This window comes from Domibacillus sp. PGB-M46 (genome assembly GCF_022668875.1).
Taxonomy (GTDB): Bacteria; Bacillota; Bacilli; order Bacillales; family Domibacillaceae; genus Domibacillus.
The window spans coordinates 1-26,033 of the sequence record NZ_JAKGCR010000017.1 but is presented as its reverse complement, the minus strand read 5'-3'; the positions used below and the strand labels follow the sequence as shown (position 1 = coordinate 26,033).

Annotated in this window: 22 protein-coding genes and 2 pseudogenes; 18 read left to right on the top strand and 6 right to left on the bottom strand. The window is 39.8% G+C overall.

Annotated features, from left to right (window positions below; genetic code table 11):
* Window positions 1-7: 7 nt before the first annotated feature.
* Window positions 8-757: a ThuA domain-containing protein gene (locus L2D08_RS16835; protein ID WP_242235433.1), complete on the top strand. Its 750-nt coding sequence runs from the start codon at window positions 8-10 to the stop codon at window positions 755-757.
* Between the two features lie 306 nt (window positions 758-1,063).
* On the opposite strand, the gene L2D08_RS16830 is transcribed toward L2D08_RS16835, so the two are convergent.
* Complete coding sequence (locus L2D08_RS16830; protein ID WP_242235518.1) at window positions 1,064-2,209, bottom strand: ROK family transcriptional regulator; 1,146 nt, start codon at window positions 2,207-2,209, stop codon at window positions 1,064-1,066.
* Window positions 2,210-2,345: 136 nt separating this feature from the next.
* On the opposite strand from L2D08_RS16830, the gene xylA reads away from it, so the two are divergent.
* The 3 genes from xylA (at window position 2,346) to L2D08_RS16815 (ending at window position 6,215) form a co-directional block, all read left to right on the top strand.
* Window positions 2,346-3,662 (top strand): xylose isomerase, encoded by a 1,317-nt coding sequence (gene xylA, locus L2D08_RS16825; RefSeq protein WP_242235431.1) that lies wholly within the window; start codon window positions 2,346-2,348, stop codon window positions 3,660-3,662.
* A gap of 120 nt (window positions 3,663-3,782) precedes the next feature.
* Entirely contained in the window at window positions 3,783-5,279 is a 1,497-nt protein-coding gene (gene xylB, locus L2D08_RS16820; RefSeq protein WP_242235429.1) for a xylulokinase, read from the top strand.
* 12 nt (window positions 5,280-5,291) lie between these two features.
* Complete coding sequence (locus L2D08_RS16815; protein WP_242235426.1) at window positions 5,292-6,215, top strand: aldose 1-epimerase; 924 nt, start codon at window positions 5,292-5,294, stop codon at window positions 6,213-6,215.
* Between the two features lie 189 nt (window positions 6,216-6,404).
* Here L2D08_RS16815 and L2D08_RS16810 read toward each other — a convergent pair whose 3' ends face one another.
* Together L2D08_RS16810 and L2D08_RS16805 are read right to left on the bottom strand one after the other, a co-directional pair.
* Window positions 6,405-7,244, bottom strand: coding sequence for an aldo/keto reductase (locus L2D08_RS16810; RefSeq protein WP_242235423.1), 840 nt, complete (start codon window positions 7,242-7,244; stop codon window positions 6,405-6,407).
* Window positions 7,245-7,293: 49 nt separating this feature from the next.
* A complete protein-coding gene (locus tag L2D08_RS16805; protein WP_242235421.1) occupies window positions 7,294-8,142 on the bottom strand; it encodes an NAD-dependent epimerase/dehydratase family protein in 849 nt (282 codons plus the stop codon).
* A gap of 717 nt (window positions 8,143-8,859) precedes the next feature.
* On the opposite strand from L2D08_RS16805, the gene L2D08_RS16800 reads away from it, so the two are divergent.
* From L2D08_RS16800 to L2D08_RS16765, 8 genes and pseudogenes are all read left to right on the top strand, one after another.
* Window positions 8,860-9,048 (top strand): hypothetical protein, encoded by a 189-nt coding sequence (locus tag L2D08_RS16800; protein WP_242235419.1) that lies wholly within the window; start codon window positions 8,860-8,862, stop codon window positions 9,046-9,048.
* 185 nt (window positions 9,049-9,233) lie between these two features.
* Window positions 9,234-10,625 (top strand): MFS transporter, encoded by a 1,392-nt coding sequence (locus L2D08_RS16795; RefSeq protein ID WP_242235418.1) that lies wholly within the window; start codon window positions 9,234-9,236, stop codon window positions 10,623-10,625.
* Between the two features lie 2 nt (window positions 10,626-10,627).
* A pseudogene (locus L2D08_RS16790) lies at window positions 10,628-11,311 on the top strand (beta-xylosidase family glycoside hydrolase); the annotation flags it as partial.
* Between the two features lie 807 nt (window positions 11,312-12,118).
* Window positions 12,119-12,832, top strand: coding sequence for a FadR/GntR family transcriptional regulator (locus L2D08_RS16785; protein ID WP_242235415.1), 714 nt, complete (start codon window positions 12,119-12,121; stop codon window positions 12,830-12,832).
* A 49-nt stretch (window positions 12,833-12,881) separates the two neighbouring features.
* Window positions 12,882-14,042, top strand: coding sequence for an iron-containing alcohol dehydrogenase (locus tag L2D08_RS16780; RefSeq protein ID WP_242235413.1), 1,161 nt, complete (start codon window positions 12,882-12,884; stop codon window positions 14,040-14,042).
* A gap of 15 nt (window positions 14,043-14,057) precedes the next feature.
* The gene (locus tag L2D08_RS16775) at window positions 14,058-14,342 is read left to right on the top strand and encodes a UxaA family hydrolase (protein ID WP_242235410.1); all 285 of its coding nucleotides are present in this window, start codon (window positions 14,058-14,060) and stop codon (window positions 14,340-14,342) included.
* 29 nt (window positions 14,343-14,371) lie between these two features.
* A pseudogene (locus L2D08_RS16770) lies at window positions 14,372-14,521 on the top strand (UxaA family hydrolase); the annotation flags it as partial.
* A gap of 785 nt (window positions 14,522-15,306) precedes the next feature.
* A complete protein-coding gene (locus L2D08_RS16765) occupies window positions 15,307-18,189 on the top strand; it encodes an endo-1,4-beta-xylanase (RefSeq protein WP_242235408.1) in 2,883 nt (960 codons plus the stop codon).
* 146 nt (window positions 18,190-18,335) lie between these two features.
* On the opposite strand, the gene L2D08_RS24530 is transcribed toward L2D08_RS16765, so the two are convergent.
* Together L2D08_RS24530 and L2D08_RS16760 are read right to left on the bottom strand one after the other, a co-directional pair.
* Window positions 18,336-18,515, bottom strand: a complete 180-nt coding sequence (locus L2D08_RS24530; protein WP_375337606.1) for an IS3 family transposase — start codon at window positions 18,513-18,515, stop codon at window positions 18,336-18,338.
* 303 nt (window positions 18,516-18,818) lie between these two features.
* Window positions 18,819-19,709: an NAD(P)-dependent oxidoreductase gene (locus L2D08_RS16760; protein ID WP_242235406.1), complete on the bottom strand. Its 891-nt coding sequence runs from the start codon at window positions 19,707-19,709 to the stop codon at window positions 18,819-18,821.
* A gap of 381 nt (window positions 19,710-20,090) precedes the next feature.
* Here L2D08_RS16760 and L2D08_RS16755 point away from each other — a divergent pair, with 381 nt between their 5' ends.
* On the top strand, window positions 20,091-20,258 hold the full coding sequence (locus L2D08_RS16755; RefSeq protein ID WP_242235405.1) for a hypothetical protein: 168 nt from the start codon (window positions 20,091-20,093) through the stop codon (window positions 20,256-20,258).
* Between the two features lie 239 nt (window positions 20,259-20,497).
* Here the strand turns inward: L2D08_RS16755 and L2D08_RS24525 are convergent, their stop codons facing one another.
* Entirely contained in the window at window positions 20,498-20,695 is a 198-nt protein-coding gene (locus tag L2D08_RS24525) for a helix-turn-helix domain-containing protein (RefSeq protein ID WP_375337605.1), read from the bottom strand.
* 601 nt (window positions 20,696-21,296) lie between these two features.
* Between L2D08_RS24525 and L2D08_RS16750 the strand changes: the two genes are divergently transcribed.
* The 5 genes from L2D08_RS16750 (at window position 21,297) to L2D08_RS16740 (ending at window position 25,893) form a co-directional block, all read left to right on the top strand.
* Window positions 21,297-22,901, top strand: coding sequence for a glycoside hydrolase family 43 protein (locus tag L2D08_RS16750; RefSeq protein ID WP_242235403.1), 1,605 nt, complete (start codon window positions 21,297-21,299; stop codon window positions 22,899-22,901).
* A 308-nt stretch (window positions 22,902-23,209) separates the two neighbouring features.
* A complete protein-coding gene (locus L2D08_RS16745; protein WP_242235401.1) occupies window positions 23,210-24,193 on the top strand; it encodes a glycoside hydrolase family 43 protein in 984 nt (327 codons plus the stop codon).
* 161 nt (window positions 24,194-24,354) lie between these two features.
* The gene (locus tag L2D08_RS24520; RefSeq protein ID WP_375337603.1) at window positions 24,355-24,624 is read left to right on the top strand and encodes an aldose epimerase family protein; all 270 of its coding nucleotides are present in this window, start codon (window positions 24,355-24,357) and stop codon (window positions 24,622-24,624) included.
* The gene (locus L2D08_RS24515; protein ID WP_375337604.1) at window positions 24,575-24,892 is read left to right on the top strand and encodes an aldose epimerase family protein; all 318 of its coding nucleotides are present in this window, start codon (window positions 24,575-24,577) and stop codon (window positions 24,890-24,892) included. The genes L2D08_RS24520 and L2D08_RS24515 overlap by 50 nt, the downstream gene beginning before the upstream one ends.
* A 17-nt stretch (window positions 24,893-24,909) precedes the next feature.
* Window positions 24,910-25,893, top strand: coding sequence for an aldo/keto reductase (locus L2D08_RS16740; protein ID WP_242235399.1), 984 nt, complete (start codon window positions 24,910-24,912; stop codon window positions 25,891-25,893).
* Window positions 25,894-26,033 lie beyond the last annotated feature (140 nt).

Below are 26,033 nucleotides of genomic sequence, written 5' to 3'. Positions count from 1 at the left end.
GAATAAAATGAAGAAAAAAGCGCTAATCGTATGGGGCGGCTGGGACGGACACGAACCGGACCAGATTGCTGGGATTTTTAAAGGCATATTAGAGGATGAAAATTTCGAAGTGGAAGTATCAGATACGCTTGAAGCATATGCGGATCCGGAAAAGCTGAAGTCACTGGACTTAATCGTGCCGCACTGGACAATGGGTGAAATTAGCAAAAAATATGTGCTGAATATTTCGGCAGCAGTTATGAGCGGTGTTGGCATTGCCGGCTGCCATGGCGGAATGTGCGATTCATTCCGCAACAACGTTGACTGGCAGTTTATGACCGGAGGGAATTGGGTAGCACATCCAGGAAATGACGGAGTAGAATACATGGTGAATATTAAGCATTCATCGAGTCCGCTATTAGAAGGGTTTAATGATTTTAAAGTCGTTTCAGAACAGTATTACCTTCATGTAGATCCGGCTGTGGAAGTACTAGCCACAACGAGATTCCCAGTTGTGGACGGGCCTCATAAAGCAAATGGAGCAGTTGATATGCCGGTTGTCTGGACGAAACGATGGGGGCTTGGCCGTGTGTTTTACAATGCACTTGGTCATAAAGCAGACATCGTAGCGATGCCAGAAGTTTCATCCATTATGCGCAGGGGCTTTTTATGGGCTGCTGAAGGAAAGAAACTTTATAGCCGCTCAGATGCACCGACATATGGAACATATGGAAATGGTAAAAATAAAGTATATACGGGGATGGGTGATAGTGAGTAATAGTTAAAGGACAGTATCATTTTAATCTAGGGGTTACTATTTGGAATTTTAAGAATGAATTGTTAATTAAGATGAACATACAAGTTCTACTTTTCCTCTTAACTGTAAAACATATTCTAAAACAGTTTTCATGAAAAAGGATGGTCCTCTCCCATCCTTTTTTCTTATTATTATAGCTAAAACAACATCACATATTTTTAGTTAAGGCACATGGGAAATATAGAATTCAGCATTCTATATTCTTTTCCCGGATATTGTGCCAAAAAGATAATAACAAAATCCATAATGAATAAGTTACGGATTTTGTTATGTAGTCAGCCCATTAATAAAGCGGCCAACCATCATTGAACATGCACCGAGTGCAGGTGCATTTTTGCCCAGGGAAGAAGGCAAGAAGGCACATTCCGCCTCAAATCGGATGTTCATTCGGGACGAAAGCGTGTTTTTGACAGCGTTTAGTACGAAAGGGTTTGACTCAATAAGTGGATTTCGTAAAATAATAGCTTCCGGATCAAATGTATTTGTAATGTTGACAAGTCCGATCCCGAGGTAATGGCCGAAATTTTCAAGTGCGGCGAACAGCTCGACATCGTTTTGCTTGTAGCGTGCCTCTATCTCTGCATCATTCCATGCAGCAGGCAGGGACTGGCGGAACGCTTTTTCAGAAGCGTACAGCTCCCAGCAGCCGCGGTTTCCACAATTGCATTTTGGGCCGTTAAAATCAATCGTCATGTGACCCATTTCGCCAGAAAAGCCGTGTATGCCCTTGTACAGTTTATTATCTAGGACGAGACCGAGACCAATCCCAGTGCTCACACTTACATAAATGAAATTATTGTATGCTTTTGCAGCTCCATATATATTTTCTCCATAGGCGCCGGCATTTGCTTCATTTTCAATCGTAACTGGTACATGGAAGGCGTCTTCAACTATTTTTTTTAATTCAATGTTGTCCCAGTGAGAGTTTGGTGTTAAAACAATTTGTTCGGAGCGATTCACTAGACCGGGAACACAAATACCAATGCCGATAAGCCCGTACGGGGAACCGGGCATTTTATCAATCACTTGCTGAATGGTTTTTAAGAGAAGTTTAATTGTTTCATCTGGAGAAGACTGGTTTAAGTCAAAATAATGCTCGCTCACAATCGATCCGTCCAAATCTGTTAAAAGAACGATCATATCGTCCACACCGATGTCTACGCCAATAGCGTATCCCGCTTGTTTGTTAAACATAAGCATCACAGGCCGGCGTCCGCCGCTTGACTGGCCCTGTCCGATTTCAAAAATGAATTTCTCATCAACCAGCTCTTGAATTTGAGCGGAAACCGTGGATTTGTTTAACCCGGTTGTTTTGGACAAATTAGCGCGTGAGATAGGAGAGTGATGAATGACCTCCTGCAAAAGCCGCCGTTTATTCATTTTCTTTACTAAGTTTTGATCTGCTATCATTATTCATATCACTCACTTTGTTGTTTATTTAAATAAAGTTTAAATTAATTATAACAAAATGCTTGAAAAATGAAAGCGGATTCTGTAATATATGAGTTAAGTTAGTTTATCCAATCAACAAACATGGAGGGAAAAAGAAATGACATACTTTGAAAACGTAAATAAGATTCAATTTGAAGGGGCAGGTTCTAAAAACCCGTTTGCTTTTAAGCATTACAATCCGGAAGAAGTTGTAGGTGGAAAAACAATGGAGGAACAGCTTCGTTTTTCTATTGCTTACTGGCACACTTTCACAGCAGACGGCAGCGATCCATTCGGTGCTGGCACGATGCAGCGCCCATGGAATAAATATTCCGCTATGGATCTTGCCAAAGCACGTGTTGAGGCATCATTTGAATTATATGAAAAATTAGGTGCCCCTTATTTCGCATTTCATGATCGGGACATTGCCCCTGAAGGCAGTAACTTAAAAGAAACCAATGAAAATCTGGATGTTATTGTTTCGATGATCCAGGATTACATGAAAACAAGCAATGTGAAGCTTCTTTGGAATACAGCCAACATGTTTACCAATCCACGTTTTGTTCACGGGGCGGCAACAAGCAGCAATGCGGATGTTTTCGCATATGCAGCAGCGCAGGTGAAAAAGGGATTGGAAACAGCAAAACTCCTTGGTGCTGAAAACTATGTGTTCTGGGGCGGCCGTGAAGGGTACGACACATTGTTAAACACGGACTTGAAACTGGAGCTTGATAACTTGGCGCGCTTCTTCCATATGGCGGTCGACTATGCAAAAGAAATCGGCTACGACGGCCAATTTTTAATTGAGCCGAAGCCAAAAGAGCCGACAACACATCAATATGATACGGATGCGGCGACAACATTGTCATTCCTCCGTCAATATGGACTCGACAACCATTTTAAATTAAATCTGGAAGCCAATCACGCAACGCTTGCCGGACACACATTTGAGCATGAGCTTCGTACAGCCCGCATTAATGGCATGCTTGGTTCGGTTGATGCAAACCAGGGTGACCCGCTTATCGGATGGGATACAGATGAATTTCCAACGGATCTTTATTCTACTACGCTTGCGATGTACGAAATTTTGCAAAATGGCGGACTTGGCAAGGGCGGTTTGAATTTCGATGCGAAAGTGCGCCGCGCTTCTTTTGAAGCAGACGACTTGTTCTTGTCGCACATTGCCGGCATGGATGCATTCGCCATCGGTTTAAAAACAGCGCAACGATTAATTGAAGACAAAGCGTTTGAAAACGTAATCGCGGATCGTTACAGCAGCTATACAACGGGCATCGGTCTTGAAATTGTAGAAGGGCGCGCTAATTTCCAATCGCTTGAAAAATATGCGCTTGAGAATAGCCAAATTCAAAATCGTTCAGGCCGTCAGGAAAATTTAAAAGCAATCTTGAATCAGTATTTGCTAGGCAGCAACTAAAAACGGCTTGAACGGCCGGAAAATATAAAATGGATCGGAGAATTAACTTGAGCAGCTAGATTATTACAAATCTGGTTGTTCGGGAAAAAATCCGATCCATTTTTCAAAGGAGCGGAAAAAATGAACTATGTGATTGGGATTGACCTTGGAACGAGCGCCGTCAAAACCATCTTAGTCAATGAAACAGGCGAAATTTGCGCGGAAGCATCGAAGAGCTACCCGCTTTTTCATGAGCGAGCTGGCTGGAGCGAGCAAAATCCGGACGACTGGGTAACAGGGACGATTGACGCTCTGCAGGAAATGATGAAAGAGGCCAATGTTCCGGCGGAAAATATTAAGGGTATCAGCTATTCCGGGCAAATGCATGGGCTTGTCCTTCTGGACGAGCAGCATAACGTCCTCAGAAAAGCGATTTTATGGAATGACACACGGACGACAAAACAATGCGAAGAAATTACGACAGCGCTTGGAGCAGAAATGCTTTCTATTACAAGGAACCGTGTATTGGAAGGCTTCACGCTTCCGAAAATTCGCTGGGTGCAGGAAAACGAACTGGAGCTGTTTCAAAAAGCGGCCCTTTTTTTACTGCCAAAAGATTACGTTCGCTTGAAAATGACTGGCGAGGCGCATATGGACTACTCGGATGCGGCGGGTACACTGCTTCTGGATGTGGCGAAGAAAGAATGGAGCGCTGCTATTTGCAAAACGTTTGATATTCCCCTTTCTCTTTGCCCGCCACTTGTTGAGTCTACCGGACAGACAGGCACACTACTTTCATCCATTGCCGAAATAACCGGGCTGCGCGCGGAAACGCCTATTTTTGCGGGTGGAGCAGATAATGCGTGCGGAGCGATTGGCGCGGGGATTTTAAGTTCAGGAAAAACAATGTGCAGCATTGGAACGTCGGGTGTCATTTTAGCTCATGAAGACGATTCGTCACGGGATTTTGAAGGGAAAGTTCACTTTTTTAACCATGGCAAAAAGAATGCATTTTATACGATGGGTGTCACGCTTTCTGCTGGACATAGTCTGCAATGGTTTAAAGAAACCTTTGCGAAGGATGAATCGTTTGATGAGATGCTGAAGGAGGTAGGCAGCATTCCACCAGGGTCGGCCGGTCTTCTATACACCCCATATTTAGTCGGTGAACGTACGCCTCATCCCGATTCTGTTATCCGTGCGAGTTTCATTGGCATTGATAGTGCCCATACAAGAGCGCATTTCGCGAGGGCCGTAATGGAGGGCATTACCTTCTCATTACAGGAGTCAATCGATCTATTCCGGAAAGAGGGAAAAAATATCGACACGGTTATTTCAATTGGCGGAGGTGCCAAAAGTGATGTGTGGCTGCAAATGCAGGCGGATATTTTTGAGGCGAAAGTAGTAAAGCTGCAAAATGAGCAGGGGCCGGCGATGGGAGCTGCGATGATTGCGGCGGCCGGCAGTGGGATGTTTGAATCACTTGAGCAGTGCGCGGAGGTCTTTATTAGAGAAGGCCAGACATTTTTACCGGATACAGAACGGGCAGAGCAGTATAAATTATTGTTTTCTATTTATCAAACAGTATATGATCAAACAAAACCGATTAACGAACAACTGCAGTCATTTCGTGTATAAAGGAGTCTTATGATGATTAAACAGGTGCTGTTTGACGGGCAAGAAGCGATACAAGCATCAAACGGACAGCTTGAAATGATACTAATTCCGTCATTCGGAAGCAACGTCATTTCGCTCGTTGATGTAAAAACGGGCCGGGAGTTGCTGGTCAAGCCGGATTCTTTTGCGGCCTTAACGGAAAATCCAATTTTGCATGGCATTCCGGTATTGTTTCCACCAAATCGAATCAAAGGTGGAACATTCCAATTTAACGGCGTTACGCATGAGTTTCCGATCAATGAAATCGGAAAACATCATATTCACGGTTTTGTGTATGACAAGCCCTGGGTCGTAACAGCTCAACACGAAAGAAATGGCATAATTACAATTGAAACCGCTATTCAACTCGAAAAACCAGCGATTTACAAAAATGCGTCGATTCATTTAACCTATGAGCTTGACGGGAGTGTCCTGCGTCAAAAAGCAGTTGTGAAAAATAATGGCAACGAGGCATTTCCCTGGGGAATTGGTTACCATACTGCTCTGTTATTTGACGAAAAAAATTCGGTATTTTCTTTAACGAAAAAAAGCCAATGGGCGTTAAGTGATGAAGCGATTCCGACAGGTGAACAGGTTCCAGGTGAGCCGGTGGAAAAGAAAAACTTGCAGGGCATCCCACTTGACGATGCGTTTGCTGCTGCCGAACAAGGAAATGAAGCCGTGCTCCACAACAATGAAACGGGCTGCACCATTACGTATCGAACGGATTCTGCGTTTAAACATTGGGTTGTTTACAATGGCAACGGCCGTGAAGGTTTCCTTTGTCCGGAGCCGTATACATGTATCACCAATGCGTTTAACATGGATATGCCTGCTGAAGTGACTGGCCTCCGGGTACTGGAGCCGGGTGAAGAAGATGCCGTAACAGCTGAAATAGAAGTAACCCATCTGCAGTGATATCACTGCAGATTTTTTTAGTACAATAAGAAAAAAGAGGAAGAAGAGGATTAAGTGACTTGTATCAATAGCCAGCTTGAACAAAAAATTAGCGCCTAATCCTCACTAAATCGAAGATTTAGTAGGGGATGCGGCGCTAACTTTTTGTTCAAAAGTTCATAAATATTCACTAAAGGAAAGAGGTTAAACTTATATTTTATTAAACTCGTCAGGATCTGCAAACATACGTTTATCCTGATTAAGAGCGTTTATTTTATCCATATCCTCTTGCAAAAGTTCAAAATCAAATATATCGACATTTTCAGCAATACGGTGTGGTTTTGTTGATTTCGGTATGGTCACTACTCCAGTTTGTAAATCCCAGCGGATAATGATTTGAGCAGTTGATTTATTATATTTGTTTGCAATTTCGACTAGAGCGGGTTCGTTAAGAAGACCGCCTTGCATTAATGGAGACCATGCTTCAAGCTGAATTTCATTTTTTCTACAAAAATCATGTAATTCCTTTTGGTTAAATCGCGGATGGTATTCAACTTGATTGACCATCGGTTTAATTTCACAGTTTGCCATAATGCTTTCAAGATGATGAATTTTAAAATTACTAACACCAATGGCACGAACACGTCCATCCTTATAAAGCTTTTCAAGCGCTTTCCATGTCTCTACATATTTCCCTTTAGAGGGCAGAGGCCAGTGAATTAAATAAAGATCTAAATAGTCTAAACCTAATTTCTTCATACTCTCATCGAAAGCTGCTAATGTAGAGTCAAATCCGTGATGAGCATTCCAAACTTTAGTTGTAATAAATAGCTCTTCTCGAGGTACATTTGATTCAGCAATCGCTCTGCCTACGCCATCTTCATTTCCGTAAATTGCTGCTGTATCAATACTTCTATAGCCAACTTCAAGAGCAGCTTTTACCGAACTAACAACTTCCTCTCCGTCTTGTACTTTAAAAACCCCTAAGCCAATCCATGGCATTTCTACACCATTATATAATGTTGTCGTGCTTTGTAAATTCTTCACCATAGTTTTTTGCCCCTTTATGAGTTAGTAGTAAAATACTAAAAAGCAAGTGTTAAAGCTCTACGTAATTTCTCCATTTGTGAATAGGCTTCCAATTTAAAAGCTTTTTAGCTTTTTCATTGTTTAACAATGTTTCAAAACCTGATAAATCTTTGCGAAAATCTTTTACAGTGGGAAAACAAGTTTCCATTAGTTGTTTACTCTCAATATTCATACTCGTATCATCAGCCGCAATATTAAGGGCGACTGAACCAAGTCCGTCTGTCTCAACTGCTAATCTAAAAGCTGTTGCTGCGTCTCTTGTGTCAATATAACTCCACAGAATTGTTTTTCTTTGCTCAGGATCATGGATGAAATTCGGGAAATTTTTGTACATTTCAGGAGAAATAACATTTCCTAATCTCATGGATACTACCTGCATACCTTTTCTTTGGTAGATCATATCAGCTGTTTTCTCATTTACAATCTTAGATAATCCATAACTTTCTTCCGGCATTTGTGGGTGGTCTTCGTCTATAGGTACATACTGTGGTGTTAAGCCTTGCTTTGAAAAGCAAATACCATAAGAAGACTCACTAGAAGAGATAACAGCCTTTTTAATTCCTAGGTTCCCAGCAGCTTCTAAAATATTATAGGTGGACATGACATTATTTTGAAAGGTTACTTCATTTGGGTGTGAGTAAGCAACTGGAATTGCAGCAAGATGTACAACTGCATCAGCACCTGCTAATACTCCGTATACTTCACCAAGGTTTGTTAAATCTGTTATTACCGTTTTACAAAGAGCTTCTTTTGGATGTTTAATATCTGCATTGACAACATGATAATCATGTTCTAAAAATTCTTTTATTACTGCTGGACCAAGAAGGCCGCTTCCACCTGTTATGACCACATTTTTCATTTCTGTACCTCCGTTCTTAAATAAATAGCCTGTCGATTCTTCAATCAATACATAACCAGGATACAATCGCTAGAATACCGGCTGAAAGCCAAAATAAGTAACTAAAATTGAAAATAGCCTGTAACTTAGTTTGTTGTGTAGCAAAACTAAGTATAAATAGATAATTTTTAAATTTCAAGTAATTAATCTCTTAAATTTTTTAAAAGGGGCCAGCCAGGGTGATTAGCTATTATTTACATAAAGCGAGAGCTCTGTAATGTTGACTGCCACTTGATTTATTAGATCATAAAAAAAGGGAGGGCTTAAAGAAGGATTTATCCACACAAACTCTTTTTCTGTTTATCTTTAATTAAGGAGGTATATTAGAGTGGTTTAAATCGACTTTTCAAGGTTTTGGAAAGTCAAAGAGAAGGGAACACTTCGAGTAAAATAGAGCCTGTAGGCGAAAAACTTTTCCGATTTTTTATCTGACTCTTTGTACAGTTTTCCCGTGAAGTTGAAGTGTTTTTTCCGAATACTTGTAATTCAGTGAAAAGAAAATTCTTAAAATCTTTATATAAATTAAAGATTTTGTTGAAAAATGTAGCTTTTTTTTGTAAGATAGAGTCAATTAGTTTGTTGAGTCAATAAACTAAATGATTTATATGCTAATGCATAGGTCATCCTAAACATGAGCAATTCAGTTTAAAGCTGCACCCACAAGAAGGAGGAAATAATATGGCCCAATCTTATACTGGTACAAGTCAAAATTTTGGAAGCGTGAACAAAGTTACCTATGAAGGAAGGAATTCTAGTAATTCGTTATCCTTTAAATACCATAACCCTGAAAGGGGCTATACGCGGAAAATGATGAAAGAACAGTATTGCTTTTCGATGAGTGAAAATTTTTTTAGTAAAGAAAACTAACCATTCAAACCAGAAAAGAGTATAAGAGATTTTGTGAAATTAAATTAAAGATAATCAAGTTATTAAGAATCATCTTTTACCCATATTGTTTCTTATAATTTTAGTTGAAAGTGCTTTCAGATGAACAGGGCGTTTTTCGCTCACAAGCACATTTAGAGGCTGTGATCTATAAAGGAGGAAAAATCATGTCTAGTGAAAATTTAAAGAAGGTTAGCATGATTGAAAAGGTTGGATACGCTTCCGGAGATTTTGCGTGTAATTTAATTTATGCAACCGTTTCTACATATCTATTGTTTTTTTATACCGATGTATTTGGTTTATCGGCAGCAGCTGCCGGTACGATGTTCTTGGTTGTTAGAATAGTTGATGCTCTTGCCGATCCTTTTATTGGAACGTTAGTGGATAGAACGAATAGTAGATTTGGGCGTTTTAGACCGTATCTTTTATTCGGAGCATTCCCGTTTGCTATATTAGCAATACTTTGTTTTACAACTCCGGACTTTTCAGATATGGGAAAATTAATATATGCCTATATTACTTATGTTGGTTTGTCGCTTACATACACAACTATAAACGTTCCGTATGGTGCATTAACTTCTGCCATGACCAGGAATAATCAAGAAGTTGTTAGTATTACATCTGTTCGTATGTTCTTTGCAAATCTTGGTGGATTAATTGTTGCTTTTTTCGTTCCATTATTATCTACTTACTTACGGGATACGACTGGAAACGCAGTTCTTGGCTGGCAATTAACCATGAGTATTTTAGGTATAATTGGTGCATGTCTATTAATATTCTGTTTTAAAAGCACAAAAGAACGGGTAGTGCTTCAAAAGTCTGAAGAGAAAATTAAATTCTCAGATTTATTTGAGCAATTTAGAGTTAATCGTCCATTAGTTGTACTAAGCATTTTCTTTATTATTATCTTCGGCGTCAATTCAATAAGTAATTCTGTTGGGATCTATTATGTTACGTATAACTTAGGCAGAGAGGATTTAGTAAAGTGGTATGGTTTATTGGGAAGTTTGCCTGCTTTGGTTATTCTGCCGTTTCTGCCGAGAATTAATAAACGGCTAGGGAAGAAAAAACTACTAAATTATGCGTTATTACTAAATATTGTTGGTCTTTTAGCGCTCCTCGTCGTACCACCTAGTAATGTATTTCTTGTGCTCCTGTTTCGTTTAATTGCAGCTGCCGGAAGCCTTACGGCTGGAGGTTATATGTGGGCACTTATTCCTGAAACAATCGAATACGGGGAATATAAGACAGGAAAACGAATGGGTGGATTGATTTATGCTATTATCGGATTCTTCTTTAAATTTGGTATGGCACTCGGCGGGATTGTACCAGGATTAGTGTTGGATAAGTTTGGATATGTTGCGAATCAGGTACAGACTCCTGAGGCATTAACAGGAATTTTAATTACGACAACAGTTGTCCCTGTTATTTTCCTTATTTTGGCTATGATTGATATTAACTTCTATAATTTAGATGAAAAAAAATATGCAAAAATGGTACGCGAATTAGAAAATAGAGATAAAGTATATTTGGATAATATTCATGAATTTAAGAGTTAAAAAAAGAAGGCAGCCTGGAGGCAGAAGCATCCGACATTCCCGAAACTAAATTTCCAGTGACTTATCTAGAAGTTGATGAATTTAAAGATTCAAAACTAAACATTAATTTCCAAACACTACGGATTCCATTTACCGAAGAATTAGGACCGTTAACTGAAAAACCAAACCATTTACGGTTATTCGGTCATGAATCATAGACCTCCACATTTACTCAGGCATTTGTAGCAAGGCGCTGGGCAAAGTCTCGATTTTGTAGCGGAAACAGCTATTGAATTCTACCCAGAAAGTTTTCAACAAGCAGCAGGATTGGTGAACTATTACAACACTGAAATTTGGACAGCTCTTCAAGTAACGCATGATGAAAATCTTGGGTCTATTCTAGATTTAACAATATGTGATAACTTTTCTTTTTCGCAACCGTTAAAAGACAAAATTGTCATTCCGGGTGAAGCTAACTGTGTTTATTTAAGAGTAAATATCGAACATAAAAAATATTATTACTCCTATTCTTTTAACCAAAAAGACTGGCATAAGATTGAGCTAGTATTAGAGACCAAAAAACTATCAGATGATTATGTCCGTGGAGGAGGTTTTTTCACAGGAGCCTTTGTAGAAATGCAATGCCAGGATACAAGTGGACAAAATATTCCGGCTGACTTTAAAAATTTAGCTACAAGGAAAAGTAATACGAGTGCGGAAAAAGGAGACTTCTATTTTTGATAGAGTCTCTTTTTTCCATATTTGATAAAGCTGCATCAGAGTACTATAAAGAAGTCGAGCGCATTTTAAGTAACTTTAATTAATTACGAGGGGGAGATGGACTGCTGATGTATAGTCGGCCATCTCCTTCCTTCTACAAAACGAGAAGAAAGAGCGTGAACAGTATGAGTAATACGTTAAAAAGCTGGGCAGTGTCTGTAGGCAAAAAGAAAAAATGGATGAGAAAAGAATATATCAGTATGTATTTATTTTTTAATGAAATTATGCTTCAAGTTCGTTGAATGAAAGTGAATATCCTTTGACTAAATTTTTCATCGAGCATTTCTTGTTTATATATCTCAAAATTACAGGCCCTTAGCATGTTTGTTAGCCTACTCCCAAAACAATCATTCTACTCAATACATTCCTAATTATTAGAATATATAAAAAATTTAGACTTTTTATATTGACGTTGTATCATTTCGGTATTATTATACATCTAAAGGTCAACCAATTAATGAATAGACGTTTAAAAGTGGTAAAGGGAGAAGCGGATAAAAAGATTTTTTCATTTTGTCTAGGTAGTTTTAATGCTAGTTAACACCGATCTAATTCATTGCCAATTGATAATAAATGAAATATAGATGAATAAGAACCACTTTCTTAGTTAAAGTGGTTCCTTCCTTTTTATCACTTTTAATAAAATCCTGAGTTATTATGTTTCACATTAGAGCTACTATACACGTATAAAAAGATTAATATAAAGTGATATCTAAAGAAAGAAGGAATGTCATATGAGCGAGAATTTTGTTTTTGAACCTATTAAAAAAAACTCACTTGTTACGGAGCTTACTAAACAACTGCTCGATTATGTATTTTCAGGTAATATTCAACCAGGTGAAAAGCTTCCTACGGAAAGGCAGCTTCAGGAAGTGCTACACGTTGGAAGATCATCTATTAGAGAAGCCATTAAAGTGTTAAATGTTTTGGGCATTTTGGACGTCCGTCAGGGAGACGGCACTTATCTAGTAAAAAGAGATTCCCATTTTCTAATGGAATCAATCGAGTGGGGACTTTTATTAGGAGAAAAAAATACATTGGATGTTATCGAAGCGCGTCAAGAAATCGAAATTTCTATTGTAAAATACGCAGCCAAAAGAGCCACTGACCAGGAAATTGAAGAGTTATGGTCGATTTTAGAGGGTCTTAAGGAAGCCTCAACTAAAGAATTTATTGAAATTGATGTTAACTTTCACTTGAAACTAGCAGAAATGGCCAAAAACTCCGTATTTAAAAGTTTGTTCCTAAGCTTGCAGTCTTTATTAAGAACATGGGTAAACCTCGTAATTAGCGATGTTTCAGATACTACGTTTTCTTACAATGACCATTTAAATATTTATATAGCCGTTTCCCAAAGAGACCCCGAACAAGCCGAACAAGCCATGAGGACTCATATGGAAGATGCAACACGAAGACTAATTGAAGTGATCAAAAATAAAACAGAGTAAAACTGACTTTTTTTATTGGTTGACCAATTGATAAAAAGGAGGAAATCGATTGAATTTTTATTTTCACATTCCTACTTCTATAAAAATGGAAAGAGGCATTTCTAAAAAAACAGGCAATTTCTTTAACGATTTAGGTTATAAAAAGCTTTTTTTAGTAACAGATTCAGGGGTGAGAGGCGCCGGAATTCTTGATGATATTGAAGAATCTTTAAAAAACGCCTCTATTTCCTATCAAATCTTTGATGATGTGGTTCCCAATCCTACATCAGAAAACATTATGGATGGTGCAGACAGAGTAAAAAGTTTTGGAGCAGACAGTATATTGGCAGTTGGCGGCGGAAGCAGCATTGACACAGCCAAGGGCATTTCTATTATGGTTCACAATGAAGGGGATATTCTTGATTATGAAGGAGTTGGAAAGATTAAAAATCCGGGGCTTCCGCTGATCGTCGTTCCCACCACAGCAGGAACGGGCAGTGAAGTTACCGCATCAACGATTGTAACTAATACAGAAACCCATTTTAAAACAGCCATTATAAGCCCGTATATTTTTCCTACTTACGCATTGCTGGACGCCGAGCTGACAGTTAAACTTCCCGGTAATATCACCGCTGCTACAGGGATGGATGCGTTAACACATGCTATTGAATCTTATACTTCAAAAACGACCAATCCAGGAAGTGAGGCTTTCTCTCTTCAGGCAATACGAATGATTGGGGAGAATATTGAAAAAGCTTATTTTGTTGGAAATGATATGGCAAGCCGTGAACGGATGCTGGCTGCATCATTGCTTGCTGGCGCTGCCTTTTCTCAATCCCGGCTTGGCAATGTTCATGCCATTTCACATACTTTGGGCGGTGTTTTTAATATTGCCCATGGAATTGCGAATGCGGCCCTCCTTCCTTTTGTAATGAAATTCAATTTACCTGCCTGTCCGGAGAAGATGGCTGATATTGCAAAAGCACTTGGTGTAAAAACAGATCATTTGTCGGTACAGGAAGCAGCGGAGTCCGCAATTGTTGCAGTGATTCATTTAAATAAACAATTGAATATACCATTGAATATTAAAGAACTGGGAGTCGATTTAAACCAGCTTCCCAAGCTTGTTGAAGATTCAATGAGAAGCGGGAACGTACTTATCAATCCCCGTCTTACTACTGCACAGGATATTCAAAATATTATAGAGAATGCTTACAATGGCAGGTTGTAATGGAGGATAGCTGGGGTGCAATCTGTCTATCATTTTGTTCATCTAAGTAAATCTAATAATGTGGCAGTTGCTTTAGATAATATTCCAAAAGGAGAATGTATAAAACTCAACAGGGGTACCATTGCATTGAAGAAAGACATTGAATTTGGCCATAAATTTGCCGTTCAGCCTATTGAAAAAGGAGAATTTATTGTAAAGTATGGCGAAGTAATCGGCAAAGCAACTTCCTTTATAAAGATCGGTGAACATGTACATCTTCATAATGTAGAAGGCAACCGGGGCAGGGGGGATAATCAATGAGCATTCAGGGAAATGATAGTTTTCAATGATATCGCAGACCAAATGGAAAAGTAGGCATACGCAAACATATGTTAATTCTTCCCACTATCACATGCGCTGTTCAGGTGGCCAAACAAATTACAGAACTTGTACACGGAACAGTAACGTTTGTCCACCAGCACGGCTGTGCTCAAGTGGGGTGCATCGCTTAGTTTCCAGCGATCAGAAACATTGTATCAAAAGAATAAAAATGCATATCTAAAATTAGATTGAACTGCCGCCCACTTACCTGACGGTTGCAGAGGGGGATTCCTGAGCAAGAGGATCTTCGACTCCCGGTAACCCCGTATTCCAACGGTTTTATGACCAAGCTTAATTAGACTGAAGTGAAAGGAGCCGTTCAAAATTGTTACAGCTCAAGGTTATCAAAGCTATCTTGTTGTGGATTTGTGGAAAAGGTTCATTCCGGCAAGAATTGCTAAGCTTCAGGCTATGGACAAAATCATGGGTAAGCCGTGGAAAACTGCAGAGGGTTTCCCACAACTTTTAGTAGCAATTTTAAGCCACGATAAATTTTACCACAAGCTCCACAACAACAACTGCTACTGCTATTTAAAACTAAAACATGGTAATAAAAATCCCTGATCGATTTTCAATTTTCAGGGGGGATATAGAAACAACTGGTGAAAGCGAGTGAAATAAAGGTTTTAGCTCAAAATTCATTTAGAATTTTGACACTGCGTAAACCAGAAGGGGGGATGTAGACAGGGATGATAACAGAAATACACTTTTTAGAGAGGGTGTGCATGAGTACAAAAATGTATGCGGTTTCATGGGTAGGGTGTATGATCAAACAAAGTATTCGTATAAATCCAAAGTATGGCAGGGTCGTCGGAATGAATTATTGTATCAAGTAGTGATGTACCATTAAAATACCAAGTTACCAAAAAAAAAGGGATCAAAGTTATGAAAGGAATGATTATTTTTGAAGAAAAAAGCTAGAAACCTACTGACGTATTTTTTAGCGCTGGTTTTTACCATAAGTTTTTTTAGCGGTACCGCAATGCCGATCACCAATGCTTCAGCGGCAGAGGTTGTGTCGCTGAAAGAAGTCTACAAGGACCATTTCCTTATCGGCAATACTGTAAGCCCGGCCGACTTAACCAATGCAGCGAAGTATGATTTTATGAAGTTCCACTATAACGCGCTGACGCCCGAAAACGCTACGAAGCCGGATTCCATATGGAGCGACCCAACTAAAGATCCGGCATTCACATCAGCCGACAACATGTTAACTCAAGTCAAAGCCGACGGTTTCTATACGATTGGACACGCGTTGGCGTGGCATAATCAGTCGGCGGGCTGGCCGCAGAGTGGTTTGAATTATACCGAGGCAAGGGCCAGCTTGAAAAGGTATATTTCGACAATCGCCGGGCACTATAGTCAGGGTCCTTATAAGCTCGACACCTGGGACGTTGTGAACGAAGCGATGAGGGATAATCCAGAAAATCCGACCGACTGGCGGAACGCGCTTCGCTCCGACATTAATCCAACAGAACGGCCGTCCAAATGGTTTAAGGCTTACGCTAACGGAGGAAACGGGTGGGATTATATCTATGATGCCTTCTTGTTCGCGCGTGAGGCTGCCCCGGACGCCATTCTGTATTACAATGACTTTAACGACGAAGAACTCCCCAACAAAGCAATCGCGATTGCCTCAATGGTTAAGGAGCTCAACGAAAGATATGCGAATGAACACCCTGAGGCAAACGGGAGGAAACTGATCGAGGGCATCGGGATACAAGGGCATTACAACCTCAGACTCAATGTAGATAATTTAGAGGAAGTTTTAAAGATATATAGTGAAACCGGGTTGGAGATTAGCATAACCGAACTCGACGTACAATTCAACGGTACTTCAGCCAACGTTCCCCCTACCGAGGAGCAATTGAAGGAGCAGGCGGTATTGTATGCCAAGCTGTTCATGCTATATAAGAAGTACTCCGATTATATAGAACGCGTTACATTCTGGGGCGTGGGCGATAACAACAGCTGGCGCAGTACGGGTTACCCGCTGCCATTCGATTCCAATCGTGCACCAAAAGAAGCATATTGGGCCATAATAAATCCGGAGGCTTATCTCGGGCTCAATGAGTTGCCGCCAAAGCTCACGTCGTTTAACTTCGGCGGCGATGTTTTCAATGTCGCGGGCAAAACCGAGTTTGATGTTAACGTGCCAAAGGACGTGTCAAACATTGACTTCTCTGCCGCGAACCTCGCACACGAATACCCCGACGATGATGTTGACGTCAGCGTTACGCTCAACCCGGCAAGCGGCGCGGTGAGCGCCGGGAAGCCAGCCGTGGCGACGGTAAAAATAGCCCGGAAGGAATCTCCGAACATATCGACGACGTATACGGTAAACTTTGGGCATATGACCGCCGAATGGGAGAATGACCAAAACTATACGGATACGGGCTACCGTTCATCCGTCAATATCCGCTTCAGCGACGGTGAAACCGAACCCAAACTATTTCAGGCGTTCTATAATCAGGACGACGGTAAACCAGCGATGCTTAACAGTAAGGAATTCCAGCCCTTACCAAAACATACAGGAGGCACGCTCACTATTAATACAGATAGTAGTATAGACGCGGATGATTTGAAAACATTGACGTTGAAGAAATCCCTGTGGGATCAGAACTGGGCTCCCATTATTCCAGCGCGTGTTACAGACTTCAATGCTCCGGAAAATTTTTGGAGATTGGCCAAAACTATCAAATCCGGTAAGACTTATATCGTTGTTTCCGTCAACTCAGGTCTGGCTCTAACCAATAAGAACGTATCATCCGTTCCGACGACCGACGGTGTAACCAACGCCAAACGAGGGCTTGCAGGTACTCCTGTCACCATAGAAGACGACATTATTATAGCGCCGAAGCCGATCCAGGACAATATGAAATTTATCTTTAATGAGAGAACCAGCCCCGATCCGGGACCATACACAAGCACGAACGGGTACACTGGATACACAATGTTAAGTCTGGTTCACGGCGGCCTTGTCGCTCCCTCTATTTTGTGGCGGGATTTGAGCAGCGATAATACGGCTCCTTTACGCACAGACACAACTATTGGAGATAGTGCATTAGATCGAGCGGTCTGGTTTAACACGGGTATAGATCCCGATACAGGCGAGACGACACTATTTTCTCATACTGGTTCCAGCAATTACACGTATACGCTTCACGGAAACGAAAACGGTTTCGTCGGCAAAGGAGGTACGGATCCACTGGAGGACTACGCAGCCGTTAATCGTGTTAAGCTGTATGAGTACGTGTCCGACTATTCATACGAAGACTTAACGAGTCCGGGCGTGGAAATAAGCCTCGCTCCGGTAGAGCGTGTCGTGAGTGAGCGTGACGCCAATATCCCTGTCACGGCGGATGTCCCTGACGGTTCCAAAGCGGTGTTGGAAAAGGACGGCGTTTCGGTGGCTACCGCAACATTTGCAAACGGCAAAGCGATGATCAGCGTTAAAGACAGCGATATTGATGCCGGCGCGAATTATGCAGTCGTTGTCTATGATGGTTCCGAAATACTTGGCGCGGTAATTCTCCCGGTAGTCACTGTCGACAGCGCGACGCCGCTGGCTACGGTAGAGAGACTCAAAGGTAATCAGAACAAACTGACAGTTAGCGTTACAGAATTATACTCCGATGGCTCGACGGAAGCTTTCATTGAAGAGATACTAATCAGGAACAACGCGGCAGACGTCTATCAGGTGGGATCATATAAGGTTTATGTGGACACTAAGGGCAACAAGACTCGAGAATGCTATATTGTGCGGGATCAATCAGCAACTGATTAAACAACATCCGATGACGATGGTAGCCGGCTAGCTCCCTTTGTAAGCACATAACCATAATGCCAGTAAAAAAAGGCTGTCTCGCGGGAATGAAGTGAACCTGAGCAAATAGACAGAAATAAAAGAGCCTGTCGTAGAAATAGGAAGAATTACAAAGCGAGACGCCGTTTTTCAAGCGGCGTCAGCTTTGTTTTAAGCTGAATACGCTCATAATTGGAAAAGTGAATATATTCATTAATCAGAAAGCGTGCCTGCTCGATGGTTTGGAGTTTGGATCTGTTAATACATTCAGCCTTGAGTATTCCAAAGAAATTTTTCAGCCAAGGCATTAAATACAACAAATAATAATGCTCAATGTTTTATATGTTATTAAATCAAGCTTCATCAATTATGATTTTTTTCCGTTTTACTTTCTATTATATAGTCATATAGAAGAACGTAAAAAATGCGGTCTTAGAGGAGCGCAGGAGGATACAAACAATGAGAGGGCCGTTGCAGAGTTCAAGCTGTATACATTAGCATATTATTAAAAGGATAGTACCAAAGCCGAGCAAATTTTATTTGTCCTCGGCTTTGTCCTCTTGTAGGTTTATAACTATTTATAATTATGGAGAAAATTCGATTTCCAATGGTTAATTTCTTTTTACTTCGATTCCTGCTAATTCTTCATAACACTTTATTACTGCGCTCATATCTTCGGCTCCATATCCTTTAGCTCTTGCCATTTGAAACATTTCTTTTACTAAGGATAAAACAGGGGTGGGTAATTCAAGTTCTTTTGCAACATCAGCTGCTAATCCTAGATCTTTATAAATAAGGTCCGTCATAAAATGAGGAGAAAAATCTCTATTTAATACTTTAGGGCCTTTATTATCCATCATCCCGCTTCGAGCACCGCCGCCGCTGACAACTTTTATAAATAGCTCAGGATCAACCCCGGATTTTACCGCCATCGTTATAGCTTCGGAGAAAGATAGTAAATTAATAGCCCCCATCGTATTGTTAGCCAGTTTTGTGTATGAACCTGATCCGTTTTCCCCCATATAATAAGCTTGTTTTCCCATCACATAAAATAAAGGCTCACATTTTTCATAAATCTCTTTTTTTCCACCAACCATAAAAGTTAAAATGCCTTCAATGGCTTGAGGTTCACTGCCTGTAACAGGTGCATCTAACATTTCAACACCCTCGCTTAAAAGGTTATCTGCTAATTTTTTACTTGTATTTGGAGAAATTGTACTACTGTCGACAACAATTAAGCCGGCATGAGCTCCTTTTATAACGCCTTCTTTGCCCAAAATAACTTCTTCAACTGCCTGATCCGCAGTCAGCATAGTAAAAACAATTTCGCTTTTTTGGGCAACTTCTTCAGGCGAAGATGCAATGATCGCTCCTTGTTTTTCAAGGGAGTCGGCTTTATTTCTCGTGCGATTATACACAATAACTTCATAGTCGCTATTTAATAAATGTCCTGCCATTGGAAGACCCATTGTACCTAATCCAATAAAGCCAATCTTTTTCATTTCATCGTCCCCTTACTATATTTTGTATTAACTGATTCTGCTCAAACACAGCTTCTCTATGAATAAACAGGCTGCCGGTTAAGTAGTTCTTTCTATCCTCCCCTTTGTGCAAACATATCAAATCCATACTACTTTTATTAAATCACACTATTCAGAAAACTCAAATTCTACATCCTGCTAAATTTTACAATCGGGGAAGCGTTTTCGAAGCTTTTCCGCCTTTTGTTACTCGACAAACAGGTGCATTAAGTAAATCGTTGGTACTTGTTTTTAAGTACTCATCCTTCCTGAAAAAACAAATGAAGCTGTTAAAGCTGATTCCGAATTGTCGCGATTGGACAAGATATTTTACAAAAATTCACTTTGCTAGGATAACAGAGTGTGAGTCTCCAATATTATGGAGAAAATAAAGATAAGTTAAAAAAGGGAGGTAAGGAAATTGAAGTGAGTATGAGCGTTGGAGAAGTGATGAATCAAATTTCTGAACTAACACAAAGAGGCGGAGAACAACTTCGGAAGAAACAAATAAAAAGTCACATCCAGAGCTAATGAAAAATGCATTGTATCATTTTCCGAATTGGGAAGCTGCTATAGAAACGACAGAAGCACGTAAAACTGGTTCTTAATGATACCAATCATATCACTAGTAATAGAAAAGAGGCTGTCCCAAAAGTTTTATCCAGTCCAAAATGAATAAAATACAAAAAGCAGGAGTGTTTTCGAATCAACATTCTTGCTTTTGCCTATTATACAGCTCGTTTCTAAAAAGGTTTTTAGGATATCACTGTTTATAATTTTAACGTTTCTTCCATAAAATCCGGATTAATAATGTATGATTTCGGTCTTGATTTTTGTAATGTCACATATCCCTCTTGGCATAGTTTCTCAAGGATTTGATTTACTTTATATTTGGAAAAACCTGATGCGGACATCAAACGCGTTACGGCATTTTCCTCACTTTCTGCAAGTACGGTCAGGACAATCACATATTTTAATATTGCAAGGTTAACCTGCAGCACCGATCTAAGAAGTATTTCATGTACCTATAATAAATGGCGATTTGTACAAATGTAACGAAATAGTGAAAAGTGGAATTGCCCTCCTTTTTAAAAGGTGCTATGATTTGTCTATCATGTCTAAATAACAAAACTGTATTTTATAATATAAAATAAGAATTTATTTGCATAAAGTAAACAAGGCTGTGCTCCCCCGTTTTAATGGTTAAATTTATAATTAAAAATTATTGATTTTTTTACTTTTATTGAGAAAATCCATGATATTGCTGTAATGGACAAACTGCTGATAAGATTGTATCTGAAAGATAAGAGAAAGGAAGAAAGGGTGGAAAAGGATTCTTTATCATTAGTTAGTTTGTTCGATATACAAACTAAGCTTTTAAATAAGTAATTGTTTTCAATACGATCTCTGTTGAAGACGAGATTTCAAGGAAATGCTGAATGACTATAGTTCGAATCTATCAATAATAATATTATTTTAAGTTCCAGTTTCATTTTATCTATATGTAATTGATAAAAAAGGAACATAAACGAATTCTTTCTGTATTAAAAACGAGAGGATGATGACCAAATGAAAATCCAAAATCCAATATTAAGAGGTTTTAACCCGGACCCAAGCATCTGCCGAGTCGGGGATGATTATTATATCGCCGTATCTACCTTTGAATGGTTTCCTGGGGTTCAAATCCACCATTCGAAGGATCTGGTAAACTGGCGTCTTATATCACGTCCATTAAATCGGCTTTCCCTGATCGATATGAAAGGGAATCCCAACTCCGGGGGTGTGTGGGCACCAAGCTTAACTTACGCCGATGGTAAGTTCTGGCTTATTTATTCGGATGTCAAAATGCACACGGGAGCATGGAAGGATACACACAATTACTTGACCACTTGTGACACCATTGATGGTGAGTGGAGCGATCCAATCTATTTGAATAGTTCTGGCTTTGATCCTTCCTTGTTCCATGATGTGGATGAAAGAAAATATATCGTTAATATGCTTTGGGACCAAAGAACTTATAAACACTCTTTTGGAGGAATCGTTTTACAAGAATACTCCCATGAGGAAAGACGTTTAATTGGAAAGCCAAAAGTGATTTTTGAAGGAACAGATATTAGGCTGACAGAGGGGCCGCATTTATATCATATCAACGGTTATTATTATCTGATGACAGCAGAAGGTGGAACAAGATATGCCCATGCTGCAACTCTGGCAAGATCGAAAAATATTGAGGGACCTTATGAATTGCATCCTGATAATCCTTTGCTCACTTCCTGGCACGATCCTCGAAATCCATTGCAAAAATGCGGACATGCCTCTATCGTTCACACACATACAGATGAATGGTATCTGGCACACTTAACCGGCAGGCCACTGCCTCACGAAGACAAACCGGTACTTGATTATCGCGGTTTTTGTCCGCTGGGAAGAGAGACTGCCATTCAAAAACTTGAATGGAGAGACGGTTGGCCATATGTTGTTGATGGGAAACAGGGGTCTGTTGAAGTAGATGCGCCTAAAATGGAAGAAGTGAAATGGGAGCGGGATTACGATGAGGTTGACCATTTTGATAGCACAACCTTGAACCATCATTATCAGACATTACGTATTCCCTTAACTGGGGATATTATGTCTTTGACTGACAGACCGGGAAATTTGCGCCTTTATGGGAAAGAGTCACTAACATCTTGCTTTATCCAGGCATTGGTTGCGCGTCGTTGGCAGTCATTACATTTTGATGCCAGCACAGCAGTTGCCTTCCAGCCAAATACATTCCAACAGGCTGCAGGCTTGGTATGCTATTACAATACCGAGAATTGGACATCTGTTCAAATTACCTGGAATGAAGAAAAGGGCAGGATTATTGATATTGTAAGATGTGATAATTTTACTTTTTCACAGCCGCTATATGGTTCAGAAATCCAAATTCCGGAATCGGTCGAATATGTTCATTTAAAAGTGAAGGTCAGGGAACATACCTATCAATTTGCTTATTCTTTTGATAACGAAACCTGGACTGATATTCCGATAACTTTTGAATCTTATAAGTTATCGGATGAATATGTCCAGTTAAACGGATTTACTGGGGCGTTTGTTGGCACGCATTGTCAAGACACTAGCGGAACGAATCATCCTGCTGATTTTGACCATTTTACCTATAAAGAACTAAAGTGAAATACAAGTAATACCAAAAATGATGGCATGGGGAAATTGCCAAAAATCGTTCTCAAAAGGCACTACAGTTTTAATAAATGTAGAATAAAGGTAGTATGCAAGAGAACGGTTTGAGAAAGTGGCCGTTCTCTTGCTTTTTTGTGTTGTAGTACCTAGTTATTATTAGGATGGTCTGGAGTAAAAAGTATATTTAATCATATTCTATAAAATATATTCGAAAAGTTAGTTGTTTCGATATACAAAGATAGCTAGCATCAGCTATAATAAATTTGTAAGTATTCAAACTATTTTAATGGAGAGAGACTATTATGAAAAATTCAAAACCGAATGAACCTTTAGTTACGCATATTTTTACCGCAGATCCTTCCGCGCATGTCTTTGAAGGAAAGCTTTATATTTATCCTTCTCACGATCTTGATCACGATGAACCTTCTAATGACAATGGTGATCAATACAAGATGGAAGATTATCATGTTTTATCCATGGAGGATGTGGATGCACCATGTGTAGACCACGGGGAAGCGCTTCATTTAAAAGATATTCCTTGGGCAAGCAAGCAGCTTTGGGCACCCGACGCCGCTTACAAAAATAATAAGTATTATTTGTTTTTCCCTGCAAGAGATAAAGAGGGGATTTTCAGAATTGGTGTCGCAACAAGCCCTAATCCTGCAGGACCATTTACGCCAGAGGAAAATTATATACCTGGCAGCTTCAGTATTGACCCCGCTGTTTTAGTTGATGATGATGACAGAGCCTATGTTTATTTTGGCGGCCTTTGGGGAGGGCAATTAGAAAAATGGCAGACAGGGACATTTAATTCAGATGCTGAAGGTCCCGCTCCAACAGAACCAGCTTTAGGACCAAGAGTAGCTGAATTAAGCAATGATATGCTGACTTTTAAAAACGAACCGCAGGAAATCTCCATTGTGGATGAAAACGGCAATCCTATTCTTGCAAGTGACGAAGATCGCAGATATTTTGAAGGACCGTGGGTTCATAAATACAATGGTCTTTACTATCTATCTTATTCAACGGGTACAACTCATAAAATTGTTTATGCTGTAAGTGAAAATCCACAGGGACCATTTGTGTTCAAAGGAACGATTCTTACACCTGTCATTGGCTGGACCACACATCATTCAATTGTTCAGTTTAAGGATAAGTGGTATCTGTTCTATCATGATTGCTCATTATCAGATGGTGTGAACCATAAGCGCTCGGTGAAATTCACTGAATTAAAATATAATGATGACGGAAGCATTCAAACGATTGACCCTTATGCAGATAAATAATAAAATTGACCGCTGGAACGGTATCTTGACTCTGAGCTTAATACCAAAGCAGATGCTGGGGAGTTTTTTCTAAGTTATTCGTTTGACTAAACTGCGTTAATAGGACAAGGCCCAGGCAGTGCTGACTACAAAGTGAATTTAGAATTTTACAAAAAAACTCATTGGTCACATTAACGAATCATTCCTATTTTAATTTAAGTGGCAAGTTGAAGAGAGATATCTTGATTCACACATTAGCAATAAAAAGCGATAAATTTCTTGAAAGTGATCAGGAATTTATTTCAACCGGAAAATGTATTGAAGTAGATGACACGCCATTTGGTTTTAGAAGTAAAAGGGTGATAAAACACTGGAACAGGATCGAGCCATCCTCAAAACGTACTGGCAGGGGAAGGCTGCGATTACTCGTTTCTCTTAGATACAAATCATGATTCGGAAATTGTCTTAAAGGTTAACGAAAGCAGTCATACTTTAACAATTAAAACGGATCAGGCCAGTGTTGTGGTATACTCGAAAAATTTCTTGAAATCAGATGGTGAATTCCGAAGTACGCCATCCAGAAAATATCTGGGTATTTGCCTGCAGACGCAGGCTTTATCTGATGCCATCCACGATCCTCATTTTCCATCAGCGGTTCTGGATATCGATCAGAAGTATTCTGCTGTAACAGTATATAAGTTTGGGGTTGAAAAGAATTAAAATAAGGAGTGATAAACTTGAATTATCGTGAACTGGGCAACACAGGGATCCTGATCAGTGAGGTCAGTTTTGGAACATGGGCAATCGGTGGTTCATGGGGAAAGACAAATGACACAGAAGCACTGAAATCTTTAGAGTATTCAATTGAGCAGGGTGTTAACTTTTTTGATACAGCGGATGTATATGGGGACGGACATAGTGAAGAGTTATTAGCCAAGGCCACTAAAGGCAAGGAAGACAAGATTCATATTGCTACAAAGTTTTGCCGCCAGGGTGATATTTTTGACCCGAAAAATTATAGTTATGAAACCGTTAGCTCTTATTGTGAAGACAGCCTCCGCCGTTTAAATAGAGAAGCGATTGATTTATATCAAATTCATTGTCCGGCAACGGAGATTTTAAAAGATGGCAGTGTATTTGAAGTACTGGATCGTCTGAAGAAAGAAGGAAAAATCCGTCACTATGGAGTAAGTGTGGAAACCGTTGAAGAGGGCCTTATTTGCCTGGAATATCCAAATGTTAAGAGCCTGCAAATCATCTTTAATATGTTCCGTCAAAAGCCATTGGAAAAATTAATTCCTGATGCTTATCAAAAAGGTGTGGGACTTCTAGTCAGATTGCCGCTTGCAAGCGGGCTGCTAACTGGTAAATTTACCAATGATCATGTATTTGAAGAAGATGACCACCGCCGTTTTAATGAAAATGGGGAGGCTTTTAATGTCGGAGAAACCTTTGCAGGCCTCGGGTTCCACAAAGGTGTTGAATTAGCTGACCAGTTAAAGTGGATTGCAGAAGGCCGGAAAACTATGGCTAGTGCAGCATTGCGCTGGGTTTTGGATCAAAAAGAAATTACATGTATTATTCCTGGTTTTAAAAACGCTAAACAAGTCGAGGATAATCTTTCAGCATTGGAAACAAAACCATTCTCAGAAGAAGAAAAGCAAGAGATTCAACGTTTTTATCATGAAAAGGTAAAGGATTTTATCAGAGGCCCTTATTGATAAACGAAGTTTAAACTTCACAAGGCTATCAACTTGTGACCGTAAGTAAACTATAAAAACGATCTGATTTAAAGTAAGGGAAGCACAATAATTACTTTGTGCTTTCCTTTGTTTTTTTATAAAAGATTTATCTACTGAAG